The following is a 25728-nucleotide window of genomic DNA, read 5'->3' as shown; positions in this document are numbered from 1 at the left end:
CCTATGGCAAAAGCAATACAAAAGCAAGCATTAGGACGAGGATTATCTGCATTATTAAAAGATCCTGAAAACGATATAAAATCTATTGGCGATAAAAATGCTGACAAAGTTGTTGGTAATATCATAGAATTAGATATTGATTCTATAGAAATTAATCCTTTTCAGCCAAGAACAAATTTCAACGAAGACTCGCTTCAAGAATTAGCTTCTTCGATAAAGGAATTAGGCGTGATACAACCGATTACAGTAAGAAAATTAGACTTTAATAAATACCAATTAATTTCGGGAGAAAGACGTTTACGTGCTTCAAAGTTAATAGGTCTGGCTTCTATTCCTTCTTATATCCGAATTGCAAATGACAATGAGTCGTTGATAATGGCATTGGTCGAAAATATTCAACGTCACGATTTAGACCCAATTGAAATTGCACTTTCCTACCAAAGATTAATTGACGAAATACAATTAACGCAAGAGCAAATGAGTGATCGTGTTGGAAAAAAGCGCTCAACCATTGCGAACTATTTGCGATTACTAAAATTAGACCCTATAATCCAAACTGGAATTCGAGATGGCTTTATAAGTATGGGTCATGGTCGCGCCATTATAAATGTTGACAATCAGGATATTCAAACTGATATTTATCAAAAAATAGTAAGTCAAAATCTATCAGTTCGCGAAACAGAAGCTTTGGTAAAAAATTATCAAGAAAGTTTAAAACCAGTTGTTGCTAAAACTAATAAAAGTGTATCATTCACTATTGACGAAAATCAAAAAAAGGAATTTACAGATTTTTTTGGTACTAAAATCGATGTGAAAATGGCCCGAAATGGGAAAGGGAAAATTACCATACCATTTCATTCAGAGGAAGATTTTAAGAGGATTATTAAACTAATAAAAAGTTAGTGAATAGGTTTTTATACATAGTTCTATTCTTTTTTATATTCGGAAATCAAAATCTATTTTCGCAAGAAATTGGCAACGCAATAATTGCAAAAGATACTACTAAACTAAGAGAAATAGATCCATTGCGACCTTCAAAAGCGGCTTTTTTCTCAGCGATTTTACCCGGATTGGGACAAGCATACAATAAAAAATATTGGAAGATTCCCCTAGTTTATGGTGCTTTGGGAACAAGTATGTATTTTTATCTAGAAAACAATAAAAAATATAACATCTATCGAGATGCCTATAAACGAAGATTGGCAGGTTTTAGAGATGATGAATTTGTAGGTATTTTTGATAACCAACGTTTGATTGCCGCACAACGGTTTCATCAACGAAATAGAGATTTATCGTTGATGGTTACAGCAGTTTTTTATATTTTGAATATTGTAGACGCAAACGTAGATGCGCATTTAATTCAATTTAACGTAAACGAAAAACTATCATTTGCACCAGACGTTTATCAAAGTGAATTTACTGTTCTACCTACAATTGGTTTAACATTTAATTATAAATTTTAAATGAAAATAGCACTTCTTGGATATGGCAAAATGGGCAAGGTAATCGAAAAAATTGCCCAAGAACGAGGACACGAGATTATTTTAAGAAAAGATGAAAGCAATTCATTTGAAGGACTTTCCAATGCTGATGTAGCAATAGATTTTAGTGTTCCTACTGCCGCTGTTAATAATATTTCTGCGTGTATAAATGCTAGTATTCCTGTCATTTCGGGCACCACAGGATGGCTTGAAAATTACCATGAAATGGTAAAATTGTGCGAAGAAAAAAACGCCGCTTTTCTTTATGGTTCCAATTTTAGCTTGGGTGTTAACTTATTTTTTGAATTGAATGATTATCTAGCACGGATGATGTCAAAATTTAAAGAGTACAAAGTTTCAATGGAAGAAATCCATCATACGCAAAAACTCGATAAACCCAGCGGAACCGCAATTTCATTAGCCTATTCTATAATCAATCACAGCGACAAGAACAGCTGGACTATTGAAAATCCTAAAGAAGACGACTTGTTTATTGACGTAAAAAGAACTGAAAACATTCCCGGAACGCATACTGTTACGTACAATTCAGACGTGGATTTTATAGAAATTAAACATGTTGCTCATAATCGCGAAGGATTTGCACTCGGAGCAATTATTGCTGCAGAATGGATTATTGGAAAAAAAGGCGTTTTTACTATGAAAGATGTACTCGATTTAAATTCCCAATAACCAATTATAAATTGTAACAAAACTCATAAAAAGTTAACTTATAACTTTTAAACACTTAAACTTTATTAAACTCATAAATTCAACATCATGATACTATTCCATTGGTTTATATTTTTCCTTTTAGTCCAATTTATTCATGGTTTAGGAACTTGGAAATTATATGAAAAAGCAGGAAGAAAAAGATGGAAAGCATTTATTCCTATATATAATTCCATAGTATTAATGAAAATAATTAATCGTCCAACATGGTGGACGATTTTGTTGTTTATTCCAGTGATTAACCTAATTATGTTTCCTGTAATTTGGGTCGAAACGTTGAGAAGTTTTGGAAAAAACTCCACTTCAGATACTTGGCTAGGTATCTTTACATTTGGTTTATACATTCTTTACATCAATTATACGCAAGAGGTTACCCATATTTCAGATAGAAGTTTGACCGCAAAAACCAAAACTGGTGACACTATAAGTTCGTTGCTTTTTGCTATTGTTGTCGCCACTTTAGTCCATACTTATGTGATGCAACCTTATACTATTCCAACTTCTTCATTAGAAAAATCGTTGCTTATAGGTGATTTTTTATTCGTGAGTAAATTTCATTATGGCGCACGAACTCCTATGACAACTGTTGCTGCGCCAATGGTTCATGATACATTACCAATTGTAAACACTAAATCCTATTTGAGTTGGCCACAACTTCCCTACTTCAGATTTCCAGGTTTTCAAAAAGTAGAAAAAAACGATATTGTTGTTTTCAATTGGCCAGCTGATACTGTATATAAATTTTTTGATACCTCAGGAAGAAGTGTGGTTAAACCTATCGACAAAAAATCAAATTACGTAAAACGTTGTCAAGGAACACCTGGCGATTCATTGCAAATTAAAAATGGGATAGTTTATATTAACGGTAAAGAATTGATACTACCAGCAAGAGCCAAAACGCAATATTCCTATTATGTTACCTATGATATGAATGTGCCACTAGATTTTGAATTTTTACTAAAAGATGTTGGATGCACTGATGGCGCAGGATTCAAAAACGAAGCTCGTGACACACTGTATATAAGAGCATTGACTTTTGAAGGTGCCAATAAACTAAGAAGTATTCCTGGAATAAAATCAGTGTCACAAGTAATTTCAAAAAATGGAGAAATGAATATTTTTTCAGGTACACCTAAATGGAATTCAGATAATTTTGGTCCAATATATATTCCAGAAGCAGGAAAAACGGTTGCTTTAAACTTAAAATCATTACCCTTTTACAAAAGAGTAATAGCAGTTTACGAGGGAAATGACTTGAAAGTTGTAGGCAACGATATTTATATCAATAATAAAATAGCCACTTCCTATACTTTCAAAAAAAATTACTATTGGATGATGGGAGATAACCGAAATAACTCTGAGGACAGTCGATACTGGGGTTATGTTCCCGAAGATCACATTGTGGGTAAACCAGTTTTTATTTGGTTGAGTTGGGACACAAACGGAAAAGGAATAAACAAAATTCGTTGGGAACGATTATTCACCACTGTTGGTGGCGATGGTCAACCACAGTCTTATTTTAAATATTTTCTTGGGTTACTAGTGTTGTATTTTGTGGGTGAATATTTTTGGAAAAAAAGAAAAAACGCAAAATAATAGTTTAAGAGTTTAAAGTTGTTTAGAGGTTTATATTGTTAACCGCGACCGCAAACTACCTTAAACCATATTAAACAACTTTAAACCATTTTAAACGAAAAAAATGAACATCCTAATTCATCCAAGCTATTTTCCTTCAATAAGTCATTTTGTGGCGATTGCAAAAAGTGATTTGGTCACGTTTGAAATGGATGATAATTTCCAAAAGCAAACCAACAGAAACCGAATGTACATTTATAGTCCAAATGGCATTCAGTTACTCAATATTCCTATAAAACATTCTAAAGAAGGTCATCAGAAAACTAGAGACATCAGACTTGAAACCGCTTTTGATTGGCAAAAACAACATTTCAAATCATTAGAAGCAGCATATCGCACATCACCTTTTTTTGAATATTTTGAAGACGATTTAGCTCCTATTTTTCAAAAGAAACATACCTTTCTGATGGACTTGAACTATGAAACCATGTCATTTGTATCAAAATGTCTAAAATTAGAGTTTGACTACAACGAAACCACAGAATACTTTCATGAGGTAAAAAACATGATTGATTTACGAAACCTGATAAATGGCAAAAAAGACAATTCAGTTTATGATACCTATACCCAGGTTTTTGGTGAAAAACATGGTTTTCTAAATAATCTCTCCATTTTAGATTTATTGTTCAATGAAGGAAGATACGCAATAGACTATTTAAAAAAACAAAACTTAGTTATTCTTTAAACGATAGTCTAGTCATTATCGGATAATGATCGGAATAATTAAATTCAGTAAAAGAACGGAAACTTTTAACCTTCATCGATTTGCTGGCAAAGATGTAATCAATTCGTGCAGGATAATATTTGAACTTATACGTTTGCCCAAAACCTGTTCCAGCTTCTTCAAAACAATCGTTCAAGTCTGATTTTATGTTTCTATATACATAAGAAAAAGCACTATTATTCATATCGCCACAAATAATAACAGGGTAAGTACACTCTTTTTTATGATTAACTAAAACTTCCGTTTGTTGCTCCTGTTTCTTGAAAGCATCTCTAATTCTTGTAAAAAGTTGTTGTGATTTATTTTGATCAATAACATCTACATGCTCCTGAATTTCGTTGACATCGGGTGAAATTTTAATAGATTGTAAATGAATATTATATACTCGTATAGTATCTTTTCCTTTCTTAATATCAGCATAAATAATATTGTTTCCTGCTTGAGGAATTTTGAAATCGCCTTGATTAAAAATAGGAAATTTTGAGAAAATGGCCTGTCCTGTTTTTATATTTTTCCCTTCCATATAAATAGCTTTGTATTTATATACTCTCAAATCTACTTTTGCATTTTGAGAATACTCTTGTATACAAAGAATATCTGGATTTTGTTCGTTGATGAAAGATAAAATAGTATCACCAATGGCTGGTTTTGGTATCCATTCAAAAATATTAAATAATCGAACGTTGTAGCTCATCACTGTAAAATCTTTTTCCTCTTCATCAGTAACACTGGATGAAAATTTATAAAATTTATTGATAAATGTAATCCCCAATAACAATACTAATCCTGATAAAACAAGCTGTCGCTTTAATTGTAGTAGCCAATACAAAAAAAACAAACCATTTAATATAAGAAACAGAGGTAATATTAAAGTAAGAACAGAGAGTAATGGAAATAGTTTGGGTGCTAAAAAAGGTAAAATATAAGCTACGAAAGTCAATACAGTAATTACTATATTAAAAACAAAAACTATTTTATTAAACCACGAGAGTTTCTTCATTTATATTTCTTATACTGAAAACTAGTTGGTATAAACTCCACATTATTACTTACCTGCTTTAAACAAAAATTGTTTTTCTTCAGCAGTCAAACTGTCATAACCTGATTGACTAATTTTATCTAAAATCTCATCAATTTGTTGTTGTGTTTTATCTTTGTATACAATTTTCGTTTCTCTTTTCACTTCCGGCTTTTTAGGATTAACGTGTACACTCTTAAACGTTCTTGTTTTCTTTTTACTAAATAATGAACCGCAAAACTCCGTCACCGAAAAGATAATTCTACTTAAATCGGTGCCATTTTCGAGTAATTTAATGTAAATATAACCAAAAAACGCACCACTTATATGAGCAATATGTCCACCAGTGTTGCTCATTTGAATTTGTAATAAATCAAGTATAAGCAAAACAGCGGTGATATGCCATAGTTTAACATTACCTATTAGTAGCAATCTTACTTCCATTAAAGGTTGATAGGTTGTAGTAGCAACCAAAATAGCCATTATCGCACCAGATGCACCAACCATACTACTCGAACTGTTAAGCAAATAATAACTTAAAACAAAAACAAAGCCAGCAAAAATAGCGCTCAGAAAATACAAACCAAGATATTGCTTTTCAGTAAAATAAGTTAAAAATAAACGACTAGTAAAATTTAAAACCATCATATTAAAAAACAGATGGAAAAATCCTTGATGAAAAAAAGCATAAGTTAGCAATGTCCATGGCTTGGTCACAATATCAAACGGCGCAGAGGAAACTGCCAACCAATCAGGGTAATAAAAAAATCCTTCTTTAAACTGATAAAACAAGGGAATAGACAACAAAAAAACACCCACATTCCAGTAAATCAGTTTATTGGTAATGCCTCCTATTCTATATTGTAGTTTTAAATCATTAATTATACTCATAGTCTTTATTTTTATTTAACCACTAAGTCCACAAAGTTTTACACGATGAACACAAAGTTGATTTCCATTACAGTGAGCTTAGTGCTCACTTTGTGTTCTTTATGGTTAAAACTAATTCCAACGATTGTTATTAAACTGATTTTTTTTCCAATACCACATCATTAAAAAACCAAATAAAGCACCACCAATGTGGGCAAAATGGGCAACTCCTGTTCCTCCACTTCCAAAAAGTGAACTACCTTTAAATCCCAAAAATAAATCTATCGCTATAATTCCTGGCACAAAATATTTAGCTTTTATGGGAACAGGAATAAAAAGCAAAGCCAGTTCCGCATTAGGAAACATAAAGGCAAAAGCCGTTAACAATCCATATATTGCACCAGATGCACCAACAGAAGGCGTGTTATATGAAAAATAGAATTGCTCAATTGTGGATAAAGGAACCAAATCTATTATACGGTCGTTATATCTTCCTTCCTTCAGCATAGCAGTAATAGCATCTTGCGGAATGTTAGCATTTTGGAGTACTTCTAATGCATGTTGATATTGTAAATAATTCACACCAGTATGCAACAGCGCTGCTCCAAGACCACATGAAATGTAAAAGAAGATGAACTTTTTAGATCCCCAAAATTGTTCCAGTGCGCTACCAAAAGACACTAAAGCAAACATATTGAAAAGAATATGCATCAAATTTGGCATTGGTGCATGCATAAACATGCTTGTTAACGGTTGCCAAAATCGAAAATTTGGATTTTGTGGTGGATACATCGAAAATAACTGATAGGCAACATCACCTACAAAATTAGACCCAATGTAAAATATAATATTAATTATCAGTAACTGCTTAACAGTATCGGTCATGCGCATCATAGGGCAAATTTTTTATCTAAATCTTCCACACTCATCGTGATGAAAGTAGGTTTTTGAAAAGGGGAAACATTAGGTTCTTTACAGGCAAATAGGTTGTGTACCAAATTTTCTTGCTCTCTTTCGGTTAAATACGTTCCTGTTTTTATGGCCAAACTTTTTGACATGGATTTGGCAATCATATCATTTTGTGAAAAACTACTATCCGGAATTCCGTCCTGCAAATCGGTTAATAAATCATCCAAAACGATCGAAGCTCTGCTTTCTGATATAGTAACAGGCAAACCAGAAACTATTATAGAGTTATCGTTTATAGTATCAAAAATAAAACCCAAATTTTCTAAAGATAATTTCAATTCGGTTATTAAATGAATTTCACTTGAAGAAAAATACAATTCCAAAGGAAACAATAATTGTTGGCTCGAAGCTTGTTTAACCGTCATATTAGTCAAAAATTCTTCATACAAAACGCGTTCATGAGCACGCTTTTGGTTTATAATGACCATTCCCGATTTTATCGGACTAACAATATATTTTTTATGGATTTGGTAGGTTCGTTTTACTTCTTGGTCAATATCGGCCTCTTCAAATAAAGAGGAAGTCACTGCATCATTTTCAAAAGTAATTTCGGCTAATTCTTGACCAGCTTGCTTTAATCCTACATACAAACTTTCCCAATTGGGTTTTAACTCTTGTTTTCTATATTGCGAAGAAGATGAAAAAGAACCTCGTGATGGTTCGGTAGAAAAAGGATTAAAATCACTATTTACAGCAATCGTTGGATATTCAGCTTCTTTATTTTGATATTGATAAGGCGTGTCTAAATTAGGATCGCGATCAAAATCTAAAACTGGCGCTACGTTAAATTGTCCCAAACTATGTTTGATGGCCGAACGCAAAATGGCATACAATGCATGCTCATCATCAAACTTTATTTCTGTTTTTGTGGGATGAATGTTAATATCAATGGTGTGTGGCGGAACATCTAAGCACAAAAAATAACTTGGTTGCGCGCCATCTTTTAGTAACCCTTCATAGGCAGACATTACCGCATGATGCAGATAACCACTTTTAATAAAACGATTATTGACAAAAAAGAACTGCTCACCTCTATTTTTCTTTGAAAATTCGGGTTTACCTATAAAACCATCAAGTATGACAATTTCTGTTTCTTCATTTACTGGTACTAATTTTTCATTAGTTTTTCCTGAAAAAATATTGACAATTCGCTGTCTGAAATTGGATATCGGCAAATTGAACATTTCGCTTCCGTTATGATACATCGCAAAGTGTATGTTCGGATGTGCCATTGCCACGCGCTGAAACTCATCCACAATGTGGCGTTGTTCTACCGTTTCCGATTTCAAAAAATTACGCCGCGCAGGAATGTTAAAAAACAGATTTTTAACCGCAAAAGATGTACCTTTTGGTAAAACCGCTGGTTCTTGTGAGATTAATTTACTGCCTTCAATAATGATATGAGTTCCAAGTTCTTCTTGATCTTGCTTTGTTTTCATTTCAACATGCGCAATGGCAGCTATAGAAGCAAGTGCTTCTCCGCGAAACCCTTTGGTGTGCAGTGAAAATAAATCTTCGGCATGGCGAATTTTAGAAGTGGCATGACGCTCAAAACACAAGCGCGAGTCAGTTACACTCATACCCACACCGTTATCAATAACTTGAACAAGTGATTTACCAGCATCTTTTATAATGAGCTTTATATCTGTAGCTTTAGCATCTACAGCGTTTTCTAATAATTCTTTTACTACGGATGCGGGTCGTTGCACCACTTCGCCAGCGGCAATTTGATTGGCAACATGATCTGGTAGTAATTGAATTATGCTCGACATTGGGTAGTGTTCAGTATTCAGAAATGAGTATTCAGCTATAAAATTTAAACAGCAAATTTAGGGAAAAACTATGGTGATTTTTAGTTAATCCTATGCTAAAAAATAAAAAAACCTATTCATTAAAGAATAGGCAAGAACTCATTTATTGTAAAGTTAATTTTTTCGTAATTACTTGGTCATTGCCACCATTTTAATCGCCGCAATAGCAGCTTCGGTGCCTTTATTTCCGTGCTTTCCTCCACTTCTATCAATAGATTGTTGTTCCGTATTGTCAGTCAACACACAAAATATCACTGGAATTTCACCTTCTGCATTCAGTGCTGCAATGCCATTAGTAACACCTTGGCATACAAAATCAAAATGCATAGTTTCGCCTTTTATCACAGAACCAATGGTAATAATAACATCAAAATTGCCCGTTTTCATTAGTTGCTTGGCCCCAAAAATCAACTCAAAACTACCAGGAACATTTTGCCTCACAATATTTTGGGGTAAAGCACCACAATCCAATAATGCCGCTTCGGCACCGTGATACAAACCATCGGTAATATGACTATTCCAATCAGAAACAACAATCCCAAACCGAAAATCTCTCGCGTCTGGGATTGTATTTTTGTCGTAATTCGATAAATTTTTATTTGCCGTCGCCATGTTTAATAAGTCTCCAGTTACCAGTTGTTAATGTTCAGTAAGAATTTAACTGCCAACTCAACACTGAATACTGTTTGCTACTATTGTGCTAATCCAATCAAAGCATCAATTTGTTGCGCTTCAGGAGAACTATCAAAAGTTTCTTTTATTTCTGTAAAGTACTTAAGTGCATCTGCCTTGTTACCTAATGCTAAGGTTGTTTTTCCTGCCTTTAGTAAATATCTTGGTCTAGTAAAATTGTTTTGGCTTGCGTCAGCAGCTTTAACATAAAAGTCTAGTGCTTCCTTTGGTTTGTTTTGTTGCGAATAAGCATCACCTATTGCACCATTTGCTAATGTGCTTAGCATTACATCCTTTGACGAAAATTTTTCTAAACTAGTAATAGCTTCCGCATATTTTCCGGTATTTAAATAAGCAATTCCTGCATAATAATTGGCTAAGTTTCCTGCGTCAGTTCCTGAATATTCTTCGGCAATTTTAACTACGCCAAATTTTCCTTCTGAACCTTTAAGTACTAGATTATACAAAGAGTCCGCTTTATTAGAAGTATCATCAACCGCCTTTTGAAAATTTTGTTGTGCAACAAATAATTCTTCAGCAGCTTCTTGTTGTTTTGGTTCATTTATAAACTTGTCATAAGCAAAATAACCTACTACTATAACAACTACAGCAGACAATGCTCCTAAGATATATTTTTGGTTTTTAGCAATGAAATCCTCCGCTTTAGAAGCTGTTTGGTCTAAAGCATCAAAGGCTTTTGCGGTTGCACTATCTTTTTCATCTACATTTACATCTTCAATAAAATTGTTGTCTTGCTTTTCTGCTTTTTCTTTTGGTGCTTTATATCCTCTTTTGTTAAAAGTTGCCATCTATTTTTAATTTAGTGTGCGCAAAAATAAAATTTTATTCCTATTTAAAAGCTATTTTTGTGGATATTTTTGAATATTTTGCACCTTCTATTTTCGGAAATTTAGGTTTAATCTTGATGAATATCTTTTTTTCTGCGTAAATATCAATATCAAATCATTAATTGTAAAAGAATACTACTTTGTTTTTAAAACGAATTTATATACTTAATTATAAAAATTTTTCGGATTCTACTTTTGAATTTGATACAAAAATCAATTGTTTCGTTGGCAAAAACGGAATTGGAAAAACAAATATAATTGATGCTATTTACCATTTAGCCAATGGGAAAAGCTATTTCAATCCATCTGCGGTGCAAAACATCAAACATGGTGAGGAGTTTTTTTTTATTGATGGTGAATTTCAAATAAAAAATAGAGTTGAACAAATTATTTGTAGTTTAAAAAAAGGACAAAAGAAAACACTAAAAAGAAACAATAAGCAATATGAAAAGTTTTCTGAACACATAGGTTTAATTCCTCTTGTGATTATTTCACCTGCTGATAGAGACTTGATAATTGAAGGAAGTGAAACGCGAAGAAAATTTATAGACAATGTTATTTCACAGCTAGACTCTACTTATCTACAAAAACTCATTCATTACCAAAAAATCATTAATCAACGTAATGCTTTATTGAAGTATTTCGCATTGAACCACGTTTTTGATAAAGAAACACTTACCATATATAATGAGCAGTTAAATTCTTTGGGTGACATTATTTTTCAAAAAAGGAAAAATTTTTTAGTCGATTTCATTCCCATTTTTAATCAATATCATCACATTATAACAAATTCATCAGAAACAGTACAAATAGTATATCAGAGCGATTTATTTGAAAAAGACACGTTAACGTTATTGGAAGATAATATACAAAAAGACAGGGCTTTACAGTATACTTCTGTGGGAGTTCACAAAGATGATTTATCATTTGAAATAGATAACCACCCAATAAAAAAATTTGGTTCTCAAGGACAACAGAAATCATTCTTAATCGCCCTAAAACTAGCCCAATTTGAATTTGTTAAAAAGAAAAGTGGCGAGAAACCTATCTTGCTTTTTGATGATATATTTGATAAGCTAGATGAGTTTAGAGTAAGTAAAATTATTGAAATGGTAAATAACGCGGAATTTGGTCAATTATTTATTTCAGATACACATCCTGAGCGAACAGAAAACATAGTAAAATCAACACATCAGAGTTATAAAATATTTAATCTATAATGTGCTACTTATTTGTAATTTTACAAAAAAATTCAACCCATGAAATCAAAAATATTTTTATTGTTTAGTATCAGCTTTTTGTTTTTTAGCTGTCAAGGACAACAATCGGATACAATTCAAACTGTAGATGTTAAAACTTTTGCAGAAAAATTAAAAACTACAGAAAACCCACAACTTGTGGATGTAAGAACACCCGAAGAATATAGTGGTGAACATATTGAAAATGCAACAAATGTGAATTGGAATGGAAGTGATTTTACAACAAAAGTTGCAAAATATGATAAATCAAAACCTATTTTTGTCTATTGTAAGGTCGGTGGAAGAAGTTCGCAAGCAGCAAATAAGTTAGCTGAGTTAGGTTTTAAAGAAATCTACAACCTCGATGGTGGGATTATGAAATGGTCGGCAGCTGGAAATTTAAAACCAATCGAAAAAACTGTCGGTATAAACCAGCAAGAATATACAAAGCTGACTCAATCAAGTGACCGCGTAATGATTGACTTTAATGCTAAATGGTGTGCACCTTGCAAAAAAATGAATCCTTATATTTTAAAATTTCAAAGCGAAATGGCTGATAAAATAAAAATTGTTCAGTTAGATGCTGATAAAAATAAAACGATTGTTGAGCAGTTAAAATTAGATGGTTTGCCAGTCCTTATTATTTATGAAAAAGGAAAGGAAGTTTGGAGAAACGTTGGATATATTTCAGAAGAAGACTTAAAAAAACATTTGTAAATGATTTCTGCAGAAGCACTTCAATTTCTTGAAGATTTAGTAGCCAATAACAATACCGATTGGATGCATGCCAATAAAAAAAGATATGAAAACTATAAGAAAGATTATCACAGTTTTATTGCGTCAATCTTGGCCGAAATGAAACCCTTAGACCAATCATTGGAACCATTGGAAATAAAAAACTGTACCTTTCGCATCAATCGTGATATTCGCTTTTCGAAAGATAAATCGCCCTATAAAACCAATATGGGTGTTTGGCTCACGCAAAATAAATTCCGAAAAAACAGTTCTGGTTATTATATTCATTTTGAAAAAGGAAACTCATTTATTGCCGGTGGAGTTTGGTGTCCAGAGGTTAATGAATTAAAAAAAATCAGAAAAGAAATTTCATTTTTCTACGATGACCTAAATGAAATTTTATCCAATAAAACATTTAAATCCATTTTCGGGGAATTAACAAGAGAAGAAGCAAATACGTTAAAAAAAGCACCAAAAGATTTTGACCCTAATCATCCCGCTATTGAATTTTTGAAATTAAAAAGCTTTACTGCATCGCAAAAAATTGATGAAAAACTTTTTACAGATAAAGATTTTAGTAAAATTATTTCACAAAAATTAATTGCACTAAAACCATTGAACGATTTTTTAAATCGTGCTTTAGAAACTGAAGACTAACGTTCCAATGAAAAAAAGAAGAATTCTGTTTCTTGGCGAAACCTATCGCGCTGATGCTATCACTTGGATGAAAGGACTCGAGGAATTTGGCGACTTTGAAATCGTCAGTTGGGAATTAAAAAATAGCAACAACGGAATAAATCGATTTAGTAGGCTACTAGAATTGGCAAAAGCATTTTTAACTATAAAAAGTATTGCGAAAAAATTCAATCCAGATATGGTTATTGCTGAGCGAACCACAAGTTATGGTTTTTTAGCAGTGTTATCTGGTGTAAAACCAACCGCAATTGCACAACAAGGTATTACTGACTTGTGGCCTGAAAATGCTCCTTCCTACAGATTTAAAAAAATAATTCAACACTATGCCTTTAAAAAAGCGGATCTAATTCACGCATGGGGAAATGCCATGGCTATTCAAATGGAGAAAAATGGCGCTGATATGTCAAAGGTAATGGTGTTACCCAAAGGTATAAATTTATCTCTATTCCAGTATAATGAAGATAAAAACGATGAAGCAATACACGCTATCGTAACACGTTCTCTCTACCCAGAATATAAGCAAGATGTTATCTTAAGAGCTTTTGCAAAAATTAAATTAGAAAAAATACCATTTTCGCTGACGCTAGTCGGCGACGGTCCAGAATTAAACTCTTTAAGAAAATTAGCTAGTGAACTCAATATTGAAAAAGAGGTCTTTTTTTTAGGAAAAATTGACAATAACGAAATTTCAAATTATTTACAAAAAGCTAACTTCTACATCAGTATGCCTGTAACTGAAGGAGTGTCAGCCTCACTTTTTGAAGCAATGGCTTGTGGGTGTTTTCCCATAATTAGTGATTTAATTGGCAATAGACATTGGATACAACAAAAAGTAAACGGAATACTTGTAGAATCAGAAAATGAAAGTAAATTAGCCGAAGAAATTCAATGGGCATTTCACAATTTACATTTCACAAAAAAGGCGATTAAAGAAAACAGAAAATTTGTGGAAGAAAATGCCAACTATGAAAAAAACATGAAAATAATTGCCCAAACTTATCATGAATTAATAACCAAATCGATTACTTCGTAATTCATGTGCGGCATTAACGGAATTTTTCATTTAAACTTCAAACAAGTTGATCAAAATCAACTTGAAAAAATGCGAGATATTCTGGAACATCGCGGTCCAGATGATAAAGGCATTTTCCTGAATAACAATATCGGATTAGGCCATAGAAGATTGTCTATAATTGACACAACCTCGGGCGGACATCAACCCTTTATTTCAGAAAATGGTCGATACACCATCGTTTTCAATGGAGAAATCTATAATTATCAGTCTTTTTATCCAGAACTAAAAGGCAAAGGAATTTCCTTAAAAACTAGCTCAGACACCGAAGTTTTACTCAAGTTATACGAACTCTATGGCATGGAAATGCTTGGTAGACTAAACGGAATGTTTGCTTTTGCGATTTGGGATGATGTTGAAAAAAAATTAATACTTTGTAGAGACAGAATGGGTGTAAAACCCTTGTATTATGCCATTTATAAAGACACATTGTTTTTTGCCTCAGAACAAAAAGCACTATTTACCGCCGGAGTTCCACTTGAGATTTCTAACGATGGCATGGAAGAATATATTTTCAATCGATTTGTTGCCGGAGAAAATACTTTGTACAATCAGGTAAAAAAAGTTTTACCTGGACATTACCTAATCATTGATGAAAAAGGAAAAATTACAACCACAAGATGGTGGAATTTAAAAGAAGAAATACAAAATCATCCAAAGATCAGCAACCCTAAAAAATGGTTTGAAGAAACTTTTTTTGAGTCAGTAAAGCTCAGAATGGTTAGTGATGTTCCTGTTGGTGTTTTGCTAAGCGGAGGTTTAGACTCATGCTCTATTTTATCATCTTTATACCATCAAAATTTTAAAAATATTGAGACTTTTAATATTAGTTTTTCCGAAACAGAACACAATGAATATCATCTTGCAAAAAAAATTACCCAAGAATACCAATACCATTTCAATCATACACAGCTAGATAACGATACTTTGTATCAAAATCTTATTGAGACGTCCTATTTTCAAGATGAACCCATAATGCATCTTAATGAGCCACATCTTTTAGCCATTGCAAAATTAGCAAAACCAAAGGTAAAAGTACTACTTTCTGGCGAAGGCGCCGATGAATTAATGGGTGGATATGTTCGCTACAAAGCTTTGAAAAGTCCGTCTTTATTAAAGATAATTTCTTTTCTTTCAAAATTAGAAACTTTCAATAAAAAACCCCGTTTTGACAAACTATTTCGGTATTCTAAAATTAATAGCGATAGTGATTTGGTCATATTTAACGGTTCCAATGTGTATCCTGAAGATATTAATTTGTTTTATGGAAATATCAAAAAACCCGTGAACGAATATCGTCATCAAATCCTAAAAGAAGCACAAGAACTTTATCCAAAAAATTTGCAGCGGCAAGCGTTGTATTTTGACCAACACACATACATGTGTTCGCTTCTAGACAGAAATGATCGATGTACTATGGGAACTTCAATAGAATGTAGAGAACCTTTTTTAGACCAACGTTTGATTGCAGGATTGGGCACACTCGATAACAAATGGATGTTTACAGGCAAAAAAGGAAAATTTATTCTCAAATCAACAATGGAAAATATGCTTCCAAAAGAAATTTTAGATTTTAGAAAAATAGGATTAAGCGCACCATGGGGAAGTTATTTACTAAGTTTTCCCAAGTTTAAAGATGAGCTAGAAATTTTTGCAACAAGCGATATTTTTAACATGCCAATTCTCGAAAACATAGACGGAAGAAAACTAGTTACTGAGATACAAAAAGGAAATACTAAAATTTTACCCTACGTAATGCCACTATTCATGCTTCACAAATGGCAAAAAAATTATTACACTAAATTCGTTTAAAAAGTTTACTACTTTTGTCAGTAAATCAAAAAGTAAACATGAAAATCCAACACGATTTTTCTTTAAAAAATTACAATACGTTTGGAATCGAAGCCAAAGCCAAGCAATTTATTGCAGTACATTCAATAGAGGAACTAAAAACTGTCTTGGCAGAAAACCAAAACCAAAAAAAGTTTATTTTGGGTGGCGGAAGCAATATGTTGTTGACAAAAGATATTGATGCGCTGGTAATTCATATTGATTTGAAAGGAAAAAAAATCCTGAATGAAGACGACGATTTTGTTTGGGTTGAAAGCATGGCAGGTGAAAATTGGCACGAATTTGTACTTTGGACCATTGACCAAAACTTTGGTGGACTAGAAAACATGTCGCTTATTCCAGGAAATGTTGGAACAACACCAGTTCAAAATATTGGTGCTTATGGTGCTGAAATAAAAGATACTTTTGTTTCCTGTGATGCTGTTACTATTGTATCCAATGAAATAAAAACATTTACCAATAGCGAATGTAAATTTGGCTACCGAGAAAGTATTTTCAAACACGAAGTAAAAGACAAATACATCATAACTTCGGTTACTTTTAAGCTGAAGAAGCACCATCATGACATAAATATTGGTTATGGTGATATTCAAGCAGAATTGGCGAAAAACGAAATTACAAATCCAACTATAAAAGACGTTTCTAATGCCGTAATTGCCATTAGAAATACCAAATTACCCAATCCAAAAGAACTAGGAAACAGCGGCAGTTTTTTTAAAAATCCAATAATTTCACGTGAACTTTTCTTAAAAGTACAAGCAAATTTTCCTGACATCAAACATTTTGATGTTTCACCAACGCAAGTAAAAGTGCCAGCAGGTTGGCTTATTGAAAAAGCGGGTTTCAAAGGAAAACGTTTTGGTGATGCCGGAATTCATAAAAACCAAGCGCTGGTTTTAGTCAACTATGGTAATGCCACGGGACAAGAAATTTTGAATGTTTCAAAGGATATTCAAGCCACAATTTTAAAGGAATTTGGCATTGCTATTGAAGCAGAAGTAAATGTGATTTAGAAAGACGAAAAAGGGATTAGAGAAAAGGGATAAGTTCTCTAAAAACCACATATTAAACTTGTGCCTTATCCCTATTAACTTATCACTTAAACAAAATGTACATCCCAGAACTCTACAAAAACGAAAACCAAGAGGAAATTCAAAGTTTCATTTATCAAAATGGGTTTGGGATTTTAGTCAATCAAACTAATGGTAAGCTCTGGGCTACTCATATTCCGTTGCTGTTGGAAGAAAAAGACGGAAAGCAAATTCTTGTAGGACACATTTCGAAAGCCAATCCACAAGCCGATAGTTTCAAATCTAATGATGACGTTCTGGCAATATTTCACGGTGCACATTCTTATATTTCATCTTCTTGGTATGACCACGAAAATGTGCCTACTTGGAACTATTTGGCGGTTCACGTGTATGGAAAACTAGCAGTTTACAATCATGAACAAGCAGTTGATTCTTTAAAAAGATTAGTGGATAAATACGAAGTAAAATCAAAAAATCCTATTCGAGTAGAGGATTTATCCGAAAAAACAATGCGAGAAGCAAAAGGCATCATTGCTTTTGAAATTGAAGTCACCGCAATTGAAGCGCAGAAAAAATTATCTCAAAATCGCGACGATAAAAACTACAAAAATATCATTTCAGAACTAGAAAAAACCAATGACAATCACTCGATTGCTATTGCCCATGAAATGAAAAAAAACCGATAGGAATTTGTTAAAAATACCTTGTCATTTGCCCTCAGAATAACTACATTTGCAAACCTTTTTAAAAGCTAAAAGCGTCTTATGTTAGTATCTATTTTCTTCATATTCATTGCTGTAATAATCATTCAATTTTTATATTATGTTGTGATTTTTGGAAAATTTTCATTTGCCAAACTACAACCTGCTACGCCAAAAAGAATTCCAATTTCAGTGATTGTATGTGCTAAAAATGAGGAAGAAAATGTAAAAAAGTTTATTCCTTTACTTGCCGAACAAAACTATCCACAATTTGAAATAGTGCTAATAGATGACGCCTCGAGTGATAATACGCTAGAAATATTTGAAGAATTTGAAAAACTTTATTCAAATATTAAATTAGTCAAAGTCGAGAATAATGAAGCTTTTTGGGGTAACAAAAAATTTGCCTTGACACTTGGTATTAAAGCAGCAAAATATGAGTATTTACTCTTTACTGATGCCGATTGCTATCCAAATTCAAAAGAATGGATTACCACTATGAGTTCGCAGTTTACGGCTAAAAAAACTATCGTTTTAGGTTATGGTGCATATGAAAAAATAGCCAGCTCGTTTCTAAATAAAATCATTCGCTACGAGACGTTGATGACAGCGACACAATATTTTTCGTGGGCAAAAATAGGAAAACCCTACATGGGCGTTGGCCGAAATATGGCTTATAAACGTGAAGAATTTTTTAAAGTTCGTGGTTTTATGGATCACATGAAAATACGTTCAGGCGACGATGACTTGTTTATCAATCAAGCGGCAAATAAATCGAATACTACGATTTGCTTTTCACCTGAAAGCTTCACTTATTCGCAACCAAAAACTTCGTTCAAAGATTGGTTTACCCAAAAAAGACGTCATGTTTCAACGGCTAATCATTATAAACTATTTGATAAAAACCAATTGAGCGTTTTTTACGTCAGTCAGCTATTGTTTTTCATTTTATCTATTGTTTTATTACTCTTTCAATTTCAATGGATTGCTGTAGTTAGTATAATTGGTTTCCGTTATTTATTTGCTTGGATTGCGATGGGATTTGCCGCAGGAAAACTCAAAGAAAAAGATGTCATGTACTGGTTTCCAATAATAGAATTAGTGCTAACCTTGACCCAATTAAATGTTTTTATTACCAATACATTTTCAAAACCAGTACATTGGAAATAATTAATTACATAGAAAAAGCCAAAACGGGAGATCAAGCTGCTTTCACCTTTTTACTCGACCATTATTGGAACGATGTATACGGTTTTATGCTTAAACGCACCGAGAACGAAACCGACTCAGAAGATATTACCATAGAAACATTCTCTAAAGCTTTTGATAAAATTGCTACTTACAATCCTGACTTTCAATTTAACACGTGGTTAATTGCCATTGCAAAAAATGTACATGTTGACCTACTTCGTAAAAAAAAATCCACTGTTTTTGTAGAAATTACTGATGAAGAAGATCAGCAGGCATACAATATTGCCGACAGTTCACCATCAGCAGAAGATGTTCTAATTACGGAACAAAATTTATCCCGACTTTTACAATTTATAAAAGAATTAAAACCTCACTATCAGGAAGTGATACAACTTCGTTATTTTCAAGAATTAAGTTATCAAGAAATTGCAGAGCAACTAAATGAGCCATTGAGCAACGTAAAGATTAAACTACTTCGTGCCAAAAAACTATTGGCAGAAATCATAAAAAACACCAACTAGTTTTCATTTCTTTTTAAAAAATTCATCAATAAACCCAATAGTTTAGTGATACCTTATACTTTTTATTAAAATATCCTATTTTTTACATACTGATTCTGTTTTTCTTGCGTTATGTTTAAAAAAACAATTGGCTTATGTAATATAAATACTTAACTCTAAAAACAAGTAATTATGTCAAATGTTAGTATTCATGAAAAAAACTGGATTGATCTAGTTTTTGAAGGTAAAAACAAAAATTATGGTGCGTATCAGTTACGCCAAGATAATTCACGAACCACTTTAGTCTCTTTTTTCATTGGTGTCGTATTTCTTTTATCAGTCTCAGGATTAGGTTTATTAGTTTCATCATTTAGCGATGATACTATTATTCATCCCACAATTCCGCTAGGTCCAACAATTACACCAGTTGACTTAACCGAAATTCCTACCGTTCAACCAATTCAAAAGGAATTACCACGACAAAACCCCAATCCGGTTGAGCCAACAAATCTTTCAAACATGGTTGTTGCGCCAACGATACAAGCGGTTGTTGCCGTTCCTACCAATACGCAACTGACAAGCGAACCCATAGCATCCACAGGAACAATTGGCGGAACTGGACTAGAACCAAATACAACGGGAAACAATGGCAGTCCAACTACAAATGGTATTGAAAATAGTCCAACGCCTGCAGTATTATTAGATAAATTACCTGCTTATCCTGGCGGAATTAATAAATTTTATCAATATGTTGGTAATAATTTTGAAAGACCATCCATCGAAGAGCGAACAATAATTACGGTGTTAGTTTCCTTTGTTATCGAAATTGATGGCAGCATTACCGACATCAAAATATTACGAAATCCAGGATATGGCATGGGTGATGAAGCTATCAGAGTTCTAAAATCTTTGAAAACAAAATGGTCGCCAGGAATAATGAATGGCGAAAAAGTGAGAACGCTGTATACACTGCCGATAAAAGTACAATCAGAGTAAAAATCAAGCCACTTTATGAGTGGCTTTTTTGTTCATTTATCCCTTGATAACTTTGTGAATTATTGGGAAAACAAAATTTTAATTTCAATTTAATATTGGTATTATTGTAATCATTTTACAATTATGAAGATTACCCTAATCACCTTTTTTTTATCAGCGTTATTTTATATTTCTAGTCCAAAAGCGGTACTTTCCGACGTATTTTCAACTTCTAGAATAACGGAAGATAGTTTGACGATAAAAATACCTTTTCCATTAAAACTTGGTGCTGTATCAGATACATACATCAATGAAAAGCGAGTAAAAATAGATTCCTTTTATAATAAAAACATCAACTCTCCTTATTATAGCGGTTCATTCATTGTGGCAAAAAACGGCCATATAATTTATGAAGATTATAAAGGATATGCTAACGTAAAAACCGGAAAAAAAATTGATGCAGCAACACCCATTCATCTGGCTTCTATAAGTAAAGTGTTGACTGCTACTGCTATTTTAAGATTAGTACAACAAGACAATATTACCTTGGACCAAAAAGTAACAGATTGGCTTCCCAAATTTCCCTACAAAAGCACCACTATTAGAACCTTACTTAATCACCGAAGCGGTTTGCCACATTATGCCAATTTTCCTGCGTTGATGAAAAAAAGTTGGAACCGAAAAAAAGTACTGACTAATCAGGAGGTTTATGAAATTTTAGCCCAAAAAAAATTGAAATTACTTTCAGCAAATGATACTCGTTTTGACTACTGCAATACCAATTATGTGATTTTGGCTCTCATTATTGAAAAAGCAACGGGATTAAATTATCGAAAAGCGATGCAAGAGCTAATTTTTAAACCTTTAGGTATGAATAATTCGTATGTTTTTAATTTTGATACGGATAAAGAAACAGCATCACAATCCTATAGAGGAAATACTATTTTCCCGTGGGATCAATTTGATAATTTGTATGGCGATAAAAATATTTATTCCACACCGCGAGATTTGGTCAAATTTGATTTAGGCACTTATTCCCCTGAATTTATTAATCAAGAACTTTTGCAAGAAGCCTATTTTGGTTACAGTGCAGGCAATGTGAAAAATGCGGTGAAAGATTACGGATTAGGAATGCGGATGCGTTTTTTACCGCCAACGGGAGAAAAAATGGTTTACCACAATGGTTGGTGGCATGGCAACAATACTTCATTTATTCCCGTAAAAAAAGATACGGTCACCGTAATTTGCTTAGGAAATAAATATTCAAACAGACCATATGCTACTTTAAGCATGGCAAGCAGCTTGTTTTATAAAAAGGAAACCGCCATAGAAAAACCGCTGCCGCCAGAAACGGAATGTGAGGAATAATTAAGAAGTAATCAAATAAATCCCGTCGTCTTTAATCTCGATAAGCTTGTCTTTATAGAGCGAACCAATCGCTTTTTTAAACGTTTTTTTGCTCATTTTCAGAACGGTTTTTATATCCTCGGGATGACTGTTATCGTTTAATCTCAGAAAACCCCTACTCGCTTTTAGTTCATCAAGAATTTTTTCGGCATTGGGTTCCACATTTCTGTAACCAAATTTGTGCAGCGTAACATCTATTTTATTATCGGGACGAATCGCTTTGATGTAACCCGTCATTCTATCGCCCGTTCTGATTTCGTCATACACTTGATCTTTGTATAACAGTCCTTTATGAATATTGTTGATAATCACATTAATTCCCACTTCGGTGATGTGTGAAATAATTAAATCTACTTCATCGCCCACAGCTACACTCAAATTTTCGTTATTCAAAAACTGATTGGTTTTACTCGAAGCCACTATTCTATTGGTCTTTTCATCAATATAGGCAAATACTAAATAGCGCTTACCTTTTTCCATCGGTCGGGCTTGTTCTTTAAACGGAACGAACAAATCTTTTTCTAAACCCCAATCTAAGAAAGCACCAAATTTGTTGACATAATTTACTCGAAGTAACCCAAATTCATCCATCAAAATATAGGGTTCCAAAGTAGTAGCAACTGGTCGTTCTTCGTGGTCAAGATAGACAAATACAATTATTTCATCGCCAACGGTGTATTCTTTGGGAACATATTTTACAGGAAGCAAAACATCTGTTTTGCCATCGGTTAAAAAAAGTCCCACTTTGGTTTCGCGAGCTATCGTTAGCGTATTGTAATGTCCTAGTTTCATTTTAGTAAGCATTTTTGAAGCGCAAAGGTAAAAAATAGTAAGCAGTAGCAGTCAGCAGTGGGCAGATTTTATGATTTAAAAATTTACCACATAGAAACATAAAAAAAAGTGAAATAAACCAGCACGTGGTTCTCATAGCTATGAATTACTAGAGTGAAGTGAAACGCCTTTTTCGCTGCAATAAAATCTATGTCTCTATGTGGTTAAAATTAACACTTTAGAACTAAAAATTAAACACATAATAACATAGAAAAAAAGAGTTGGATAGACCAATTCTTGGTTCTCATAGCTATGGTTTACTGATATTATTTAGTTAAAAGATAATTCACCTCATATTGTCATTCCGAGGAACGAGGAATCTTTGTAAACACTAAAATATATGAGATTCCTCCTTCGTCGGAATGACAAAAAAACGCTTAATTTAATAACATTAATCGCTCATATGTTGACTTCACACAGCTATGATTTACTATTCTAAAGTGAAACGCCTATTATAAATTATAAAAACCTATGTATCTATGTGTTTAAAAAGACCATCATCCCGCAAACTAAAATTTGTACTTTTGAAAATGTAACAAAACCTGCATTCCTTATACTAACGAAAACATGAGTGACCACTTAGAACAATCATTTGTAAAGCAGCTTAAGGATAATCAAAACATTATCCATAAAATATGCCGATTGTATACAACCGGACAAGACGCACATAACGATTTGTTTCAAGAAATCACCATACAGCTCTGGAAAGCATTCCCAAAGTTTAGAGGCGATTCTAAGTTTTCAACATGGGCTTATCGCGTGGCACTAAACACGGCTATTACTTTATATAGAAAAAGTACCCGAAGTGTTTCCACCATCTCCTTCGAAGGGCAGTATCACTTTATTAATCCAGAGGATTACAACCACGAAGAAGAAGAACAAATCAAACTGATGTATCAAGCGGTGCAGCAGCTCAACGACATCGAGAAAGCCCTAGTTTTCTTATATCTAGAAGATAAAGATTATACCGAAATATCAGAAACACTGGGAATAAGCGAAGTCAATGCCAGAGTGAAAATGAACAGAATAAAAGGAAAATTAAAAAAAATATTAAATCCCTGAGGATTATGGAAGAGTTGGATTTACTAAAAAAAGCTTGGAAAAAAGAAAACCATTCTTTTGAACAAGTATCTGAAAAAGAAATTTATAAAATGCTACATAAAAAATCATCGTCTATTGTAAAATGGATTTTGATTATAAGCATTTTAGAAATTATTTTATGGTCGGGAATTGGCATCCTTTTTAATACCGATGATGCCATAAAAAGCCTACATGCGGAAGATTTTTTAATCTATTTAAAAATATTAACCTATGTAAACTATCTTGTTGTTGGCGGATTTATTTATCTTTTCTATAAAAATTATACCAAAATTTCTACCATCACTTCCACCAAACAGTTGATGTCTGATATTTTAAAAACCCGAAAAACGGTGCAAAACTACGTATGGTATAACTTAAGTATGATTTTTTTCTGCACACTGCTAGGTTTTGCCATCGGTTTTCTGTACAACCCCGACATGAGTGCGCTGAAAGAAAAGATGGCTCACGACCAAAGCCATTGGATTTTGATTAAAGTAATTTTGATTTTAGGCTTTGCACTTGTGATATTAATTAGTGCCTTTTGGCTATTTTACCGACTACTCTACGGCATTTTACTGAGAAAACTCAATGCCAATTACAAAGAACTTAAAAAAATAGATTTATAAAATGACAAAAGTAGCACTTCTTATCGCAGCAGTAATCGTCAATCTGACGAATGCCCAAAACAATAACAATTCGTTGTTGTGGAAAATTTCTGGAAACGGACTTTCAAAACCCTCCTATTTGTTTGGAACCATCCACATTACTTGTGATGCCGCTCTATCCGACAAAGTAAAAAAAGCACTAGACAATACAGAACAGCTATGTTTAGAACTAGACATGGATGATGCCAACATGCAAGCCCAGATGATGCAAGGAATGATGATGAAAGACGGTGTAACCATGAAATCCTTAGCGCCTGCCGATGATTTTAAAATTGTGGATGATTTTCTGAAAGCACAATTGGGTTACTCCGCAGAGATGTTAACTACCCTAAAGCCATTTATGGTATCGGCCATGTTATATCCAAAAATGTTGCCTTGCGAAGCCCAATCAGTGGAAACAGAATTAATGAAAATTGGGAAAGCCCAAAACGAAGAGGTTATTGGTTTAGAAACCATAGCCGAGCAGATGAATGTTTTTGACGCCATATCCTATCAAGACCAAATGGACGAGCTAGTGAAAACCGCCAAAAGCAATTTAAAAAGAGACATTGCAGAAATAAACGACATGTTGGCGCTCTACAAAACCGAAGATATTGAAGCCATATATGATTTTACCCAAAAATCAGAAAACGTAATGACGTCAAAATATACCGATGTGATGCTGAACGACCGCAATAAAAACTGGATTAGCCGAATTGATAAAATTGCGAAAGAAAAACCAACCTTTTTTGGAGTGGGTGCAGCCCATCTCGGCGGCGAACAAGGAGTTGTTAAACTACTGCGAAAAGCAGGATATACAATAGAACCAGTAAAATAAGTAACAAGTAAGCCCCAAGAGATTGGGGCTTTTTATTTCATTAAGGAAAGATTTCGCTTAATTGAAAAGGGAAATTATTAACTACATTCGAAAAATAAAGTGAAACAAAACTATGTTGTTTGAGTATGAAATAATTTCAAAATCAAATCGTGAATTAAAATTATGAATTACACATTTCCCT

Annotated in this window: 26 protein-coding genes; 19 read left to right on the top strand and 7 right to left on the bottom strand. The window is 33.1% G+C overall.

Annotated elements, in window-relative coordinates; genetic code table 11:
• Positions 1–3: 3 nt before the first annotated feature.
• From WFZ85_RS05690 to WFZ85_RS05670, 5 genes are all read left to right on the top strand, one after another.
• Positions 4–903, top strand: a complete 900-nt coding sequence (locus WFZ85_RS05690; protein WP_342695321.1) for a ParB/RepB/Spo0J family partition protein — start codon at positions 4–6, stop codon at positions 901–903.
• The gene (locus WFZ85_RS05685) at positions 903–1463 is read left to right on the top strand and encodes a DUF5683 domain-containing protein (protein WP_342695320.1); all 561 of its coding nucleotides are present in this window, start codon (positions 903–905) and stop codon (positions 1461–1463) included. Before WFZ85_RS05690 ends, WFZ85_RS05685 begins: the two co-directional genes overlap by 1 nt.
• Positions 1464–2171, top strand: a complete 708-nt coding sequence (gene dapB, locus WFZ85_RS05680; RefSeq protein ID WP_342695319.1) for a 4-hydroxy-tetrahydrodipicolinate reductase — start codon at positions 1464–1466, stop codon at positions 2169–2171. It begins immediately after the preceding gene.
• 87 nt (positions 2172–2258) lie between these two features.
• Entirely contained in the window at positions 2259–3806 is a 1548-nt protein-coding gene (lepB, locus tag WFZ85_RS05675) for a signal peptidase I (protein WP_342695318.1), read from the top strand.
• Between the two features lie 103 nt (positions 3807–3909).
• Complete coding sequence (locus tag WFZ85_RS05670) at positions 3910–4530, top strand: WbqC family protein (protein ID WP_342695317.1); 621 nt, start codon at positions 3910–3912, stop codon at positions 4528–4530.
• Here WFZ85_RS05670 and WFZ85_RS05665 read toward each other — a convergent pair.
• From WFZ85_RS05665 to WFZ85_RS05640, 6 genes are all read right to left on the bottom strand, one after another.
• A complete protein-coding gene (locus tag WFZ85_RS05665; protein WP_342695316.1) occupies positions 4520–5569 on the bottom strand; it encodes an endonuclease/exonuclease/phosphatase family protein in 1050 nt (349 codons plus the stop codon). The genes WFZ85_RS05670 and WFZ85_RS05665 overlap by 11 nt on opposite strands.
• A 45-nt stretch (positions 5570–5614) precedes the next feature.
• The gene (locus WFZ85_RS05660; RefSeq protein WP_342695315.1) at positions 5615–6478 is read right to left on the bottom strand and encodes a rhomboid family intramembrane serine protease; all 864 of its coding nucleotides are present in this window, start codon (positions 6476–6478) and stop codon (positions 5615–5617) included.
• 111 nt (positions 6479–6589) lie between these two features.
• Positions 6590–7351: a rhomboid family intramembrane serine protease gene (locus WFZ85_RS05655; protein ID WP_342695314.1), complete on the bottom strand. Its 762-nt coding sequence runs from the start codon at positions 7349–7351 to the stop codon at positions 6590–6592.
• Positions 7348–9198, bottom strand: coding sequence for a DNA mismatch repair endonuclease MutL (gene mutL, locus WFZ85_RS05650; protein ID WP_342695313.1), 1851 nt, complete (start codon positions 9196–9198; stop codon positions 7348–7350). The genes WFZ85_RS05655 and mutL overlap by 4 nt, the downstream gene beginning before the upstream one ends.
• 168 nt (positions 9199–9366) lie before the next feature.
• Complete coding sequence (ribH, locus tag WFZ85_RS05645) at positions 9367–9849, bottom strand: 6,7-dimethyl-8-ribityllumazine synthase (RefSeq protein ID WP_342695312.1); 483 nt, start codon at positions 9847–9849, stop codon at positions 9367–9369.
• Between the two features lie 80 nt (positions 9850–9929).
• Positions 9930–10718 carry a tetratricopeptide repeat protein gene (locus WFZ85_RS05640; RefSeq protein ID WP_342695311.1) on the bottom strand — a complete coding sequence of 263 codons (789 nt, stop codon included), beginning with the start codon at positions 10716–10718 and terminating at the stop codon, positions 9930–9932.
• Positions 10719–10897: 179 nt separating this feature from the next.
• Here WFZ85_RS05640 and recF point away from each other — a divergent pair, with 179 nt between their 5' ends.
• The 11 genes from recF (at position 10898) to WFZ85_RS05585 (ending at position 22115) form a co-directional block, all read left to right on the top strand.
• Entirely contained in the window at positions 10898–11977 is a 1080-nt protein-coding gene (gene recF, locus WFZ85_RS05635) for a DNA replication/repair protein RecF (RefSeq protein WP_342695310.1), read from the top strand.
• Positions 11978–12016: 39 nt separating this feature from the next.
• Positions 12017–12712 (top strand): rhodanese-like domain-containing protein, encoded by a 696-nt coding sequence (locus WFZ85_RS05630; RefSeq protein WP_342695309.1) that lies wholly within the window; start codon positions 12017–12019, stop codon positions 12710–12712.
• The gene (locus tag WFZ85_RS05625) at positions 12713–13387 is read left to right on the top strand and encodes a DUF2461 domain-containing protein (protein ID WP_342695308.1); all 675 of its coding nucleotides are present in this window, start codon (positions 12713–12715) and stop codon (positions 13385–13387) included. It begins immediately after the preceding gene.
• 7 nt (positions 13388–13394) lie between these two features.
• The gene (locus WFZ85_RS05620; protein WP_342695307.1) at positions 13395–14459 is read left to right on the top strand and encodes a glycosyltransferase; all 1065 of its coding nucleotides are present in this window, start codon (positions 13395–13397) and stop codon (positions 14457–14459) included.
• 3 nt (positions 14460–14462) lie between these two features.
• On the top strand, positions 14463–16310 hold the full coding sequence (asnB, locus tag WFZ85_RS05615; RefSeq protein WP_342695306.1) for an asparagine synthase (glutamine-hydrolyzing): 1848 nt from the start codon (positions 14463–14465) through the stop codon (positions 16308–16310).
• Positions 16311–16348: 38 nt separating this feature from the next.
• The gene (gene murB, locus WFZ85_RS05610; protein ID WP_342695305.1) at positions 16349–17362 is read left to right on the top strand and encodes a UDP-N-acetylmuramate dehydrogenase; all 1014 of its coding nucleotides are present in this window, start codon (positions 16349–16351) and stop codon (positions 17360–17362) included.
• 95 nt (positions 17363–17457) lie between these two features.
• Positions 17458–18066: an FMN-binding negative transcriptional regulator gene (locus tag WFZ85_RS05605; protein ID WP_342695304.1), complete on the top strand. Its 609-nt coding sequence runs from the start codon at positions 17458–17460 to the stop codon at positions 18064–18066.
• Positions 18067–18144: 78 nt separating this feature from the next.
• Entirely contained in the window at positions 18145–19251 is a 1107-nt protein-coding gene (locus WFZ85_RS05600) for a glycosyltransferase (RefSeq protein ID WP_342695303.1), read from the top strand.
• Positions 19242–19793, top strand: a complete 552-nt coding sequence (locus WFZ85_RS05595) for an RNA polymerase sigma factor (protein ID WP_342695302.1) — start codon at positions 19242–19244, stop codon at positions 19791–19793. The genes WFZ85_RS05600 and WFZ85_RS05595 overlap by 10 nt, the downstream gene beginning before the upstream one ends.
• 171 nt (positions 19794–19964) lie before the next feature.
• Entirely contained in the window at positions 19965–20768 is an 804-nt protein-coding gene (locus WFZ85_RS05590; protein ID WP_342695301.1) for an energy transducer TonB, read from the top strand.
• A 123-nt stretch (positions 20769–20891) separates the two neighbouring features.
• On the top strand, positions 20892–22115 hold the full coding sequence (locus tag WFZ85_RS05585; protein WP_342695300.1) for a serine hydrolase domain-containing protein: 1224 nt from the start codon (positions 20892–20894) through the stop codon (positions 22113–22115).
• Here WFZ85_RS05585 and WFZ85_RS05580 read toward each other — a convergent pair whose 3' ends face one another.
• On the bottom strand, positions 22116–22946 hold the full coding sequence (locus WFZ85_RS05580) for a CvfB family protein (RefSeq protein WP_342695299.1): 831 nt from the start codon (positions 22944–22946) through the stop codon (positions 22116–22118).
• Between the two features lie 606 nt (positions 22947–23552).
• On the opposite strand from WFZ85_RS05580, the gene WFZ85_RS05575 reads away from it, so the two are divergent.
• The 3 genes from WFZ85_RS05575 to WFZ85_RS05565 are packed head-to-tail and all read left to right on the top strand — an operon-like array spanning position 23553 to position 25547.
• On the top strand, positions 23553–24047 hold the full coding sequence (locus tag WFZ85_RS05575) for an RNA polymerase sigma factor (RefSeq protein ID WP_342695298.1): 495 nt from the start codon (positions 23553–23555) through the stop codon (positions 24045–24047).
• A gap of 5 nt (positions 24048–24052) precedes the next feature.
• A complete protein-coding gene (locus WFZ85_RS05570; RefSeq protein ID WP_342695297.1) occupies positions 24053–24691 on the top strand; it encodes a hypothetical protein in 639 nt (212 codons plus the stop codon).
• 1 nt (position 24692) lies between these two features.
• Positions 24693–25547, top strand: coding sequence for a TraB/GumN family protein (locus WFZ85_RS05565; protein ID WP_342695296.1), 855 nt, complete (start codon positions 24693–24695; stop codon positions 25545–25547).
• Positions 25548–25728 lie beyond the last annotated feature (181 nt).

Source organism: Flavobacterium aureirubrum (assembly GCF_038739835.1).
Taxonomy (GTDB): Bacteria; Bacteroidota; Bacteroidia; order Flavobacteriales; family Flavobacteriaceae; genus Flavobacterium; species Flavobacterium aureirubrum.
The sequence above is the reverse complement of the archived record's forward strand: the minus strand, read 5'-3'. Positions and strand labels throughout refer to the sequence as shown.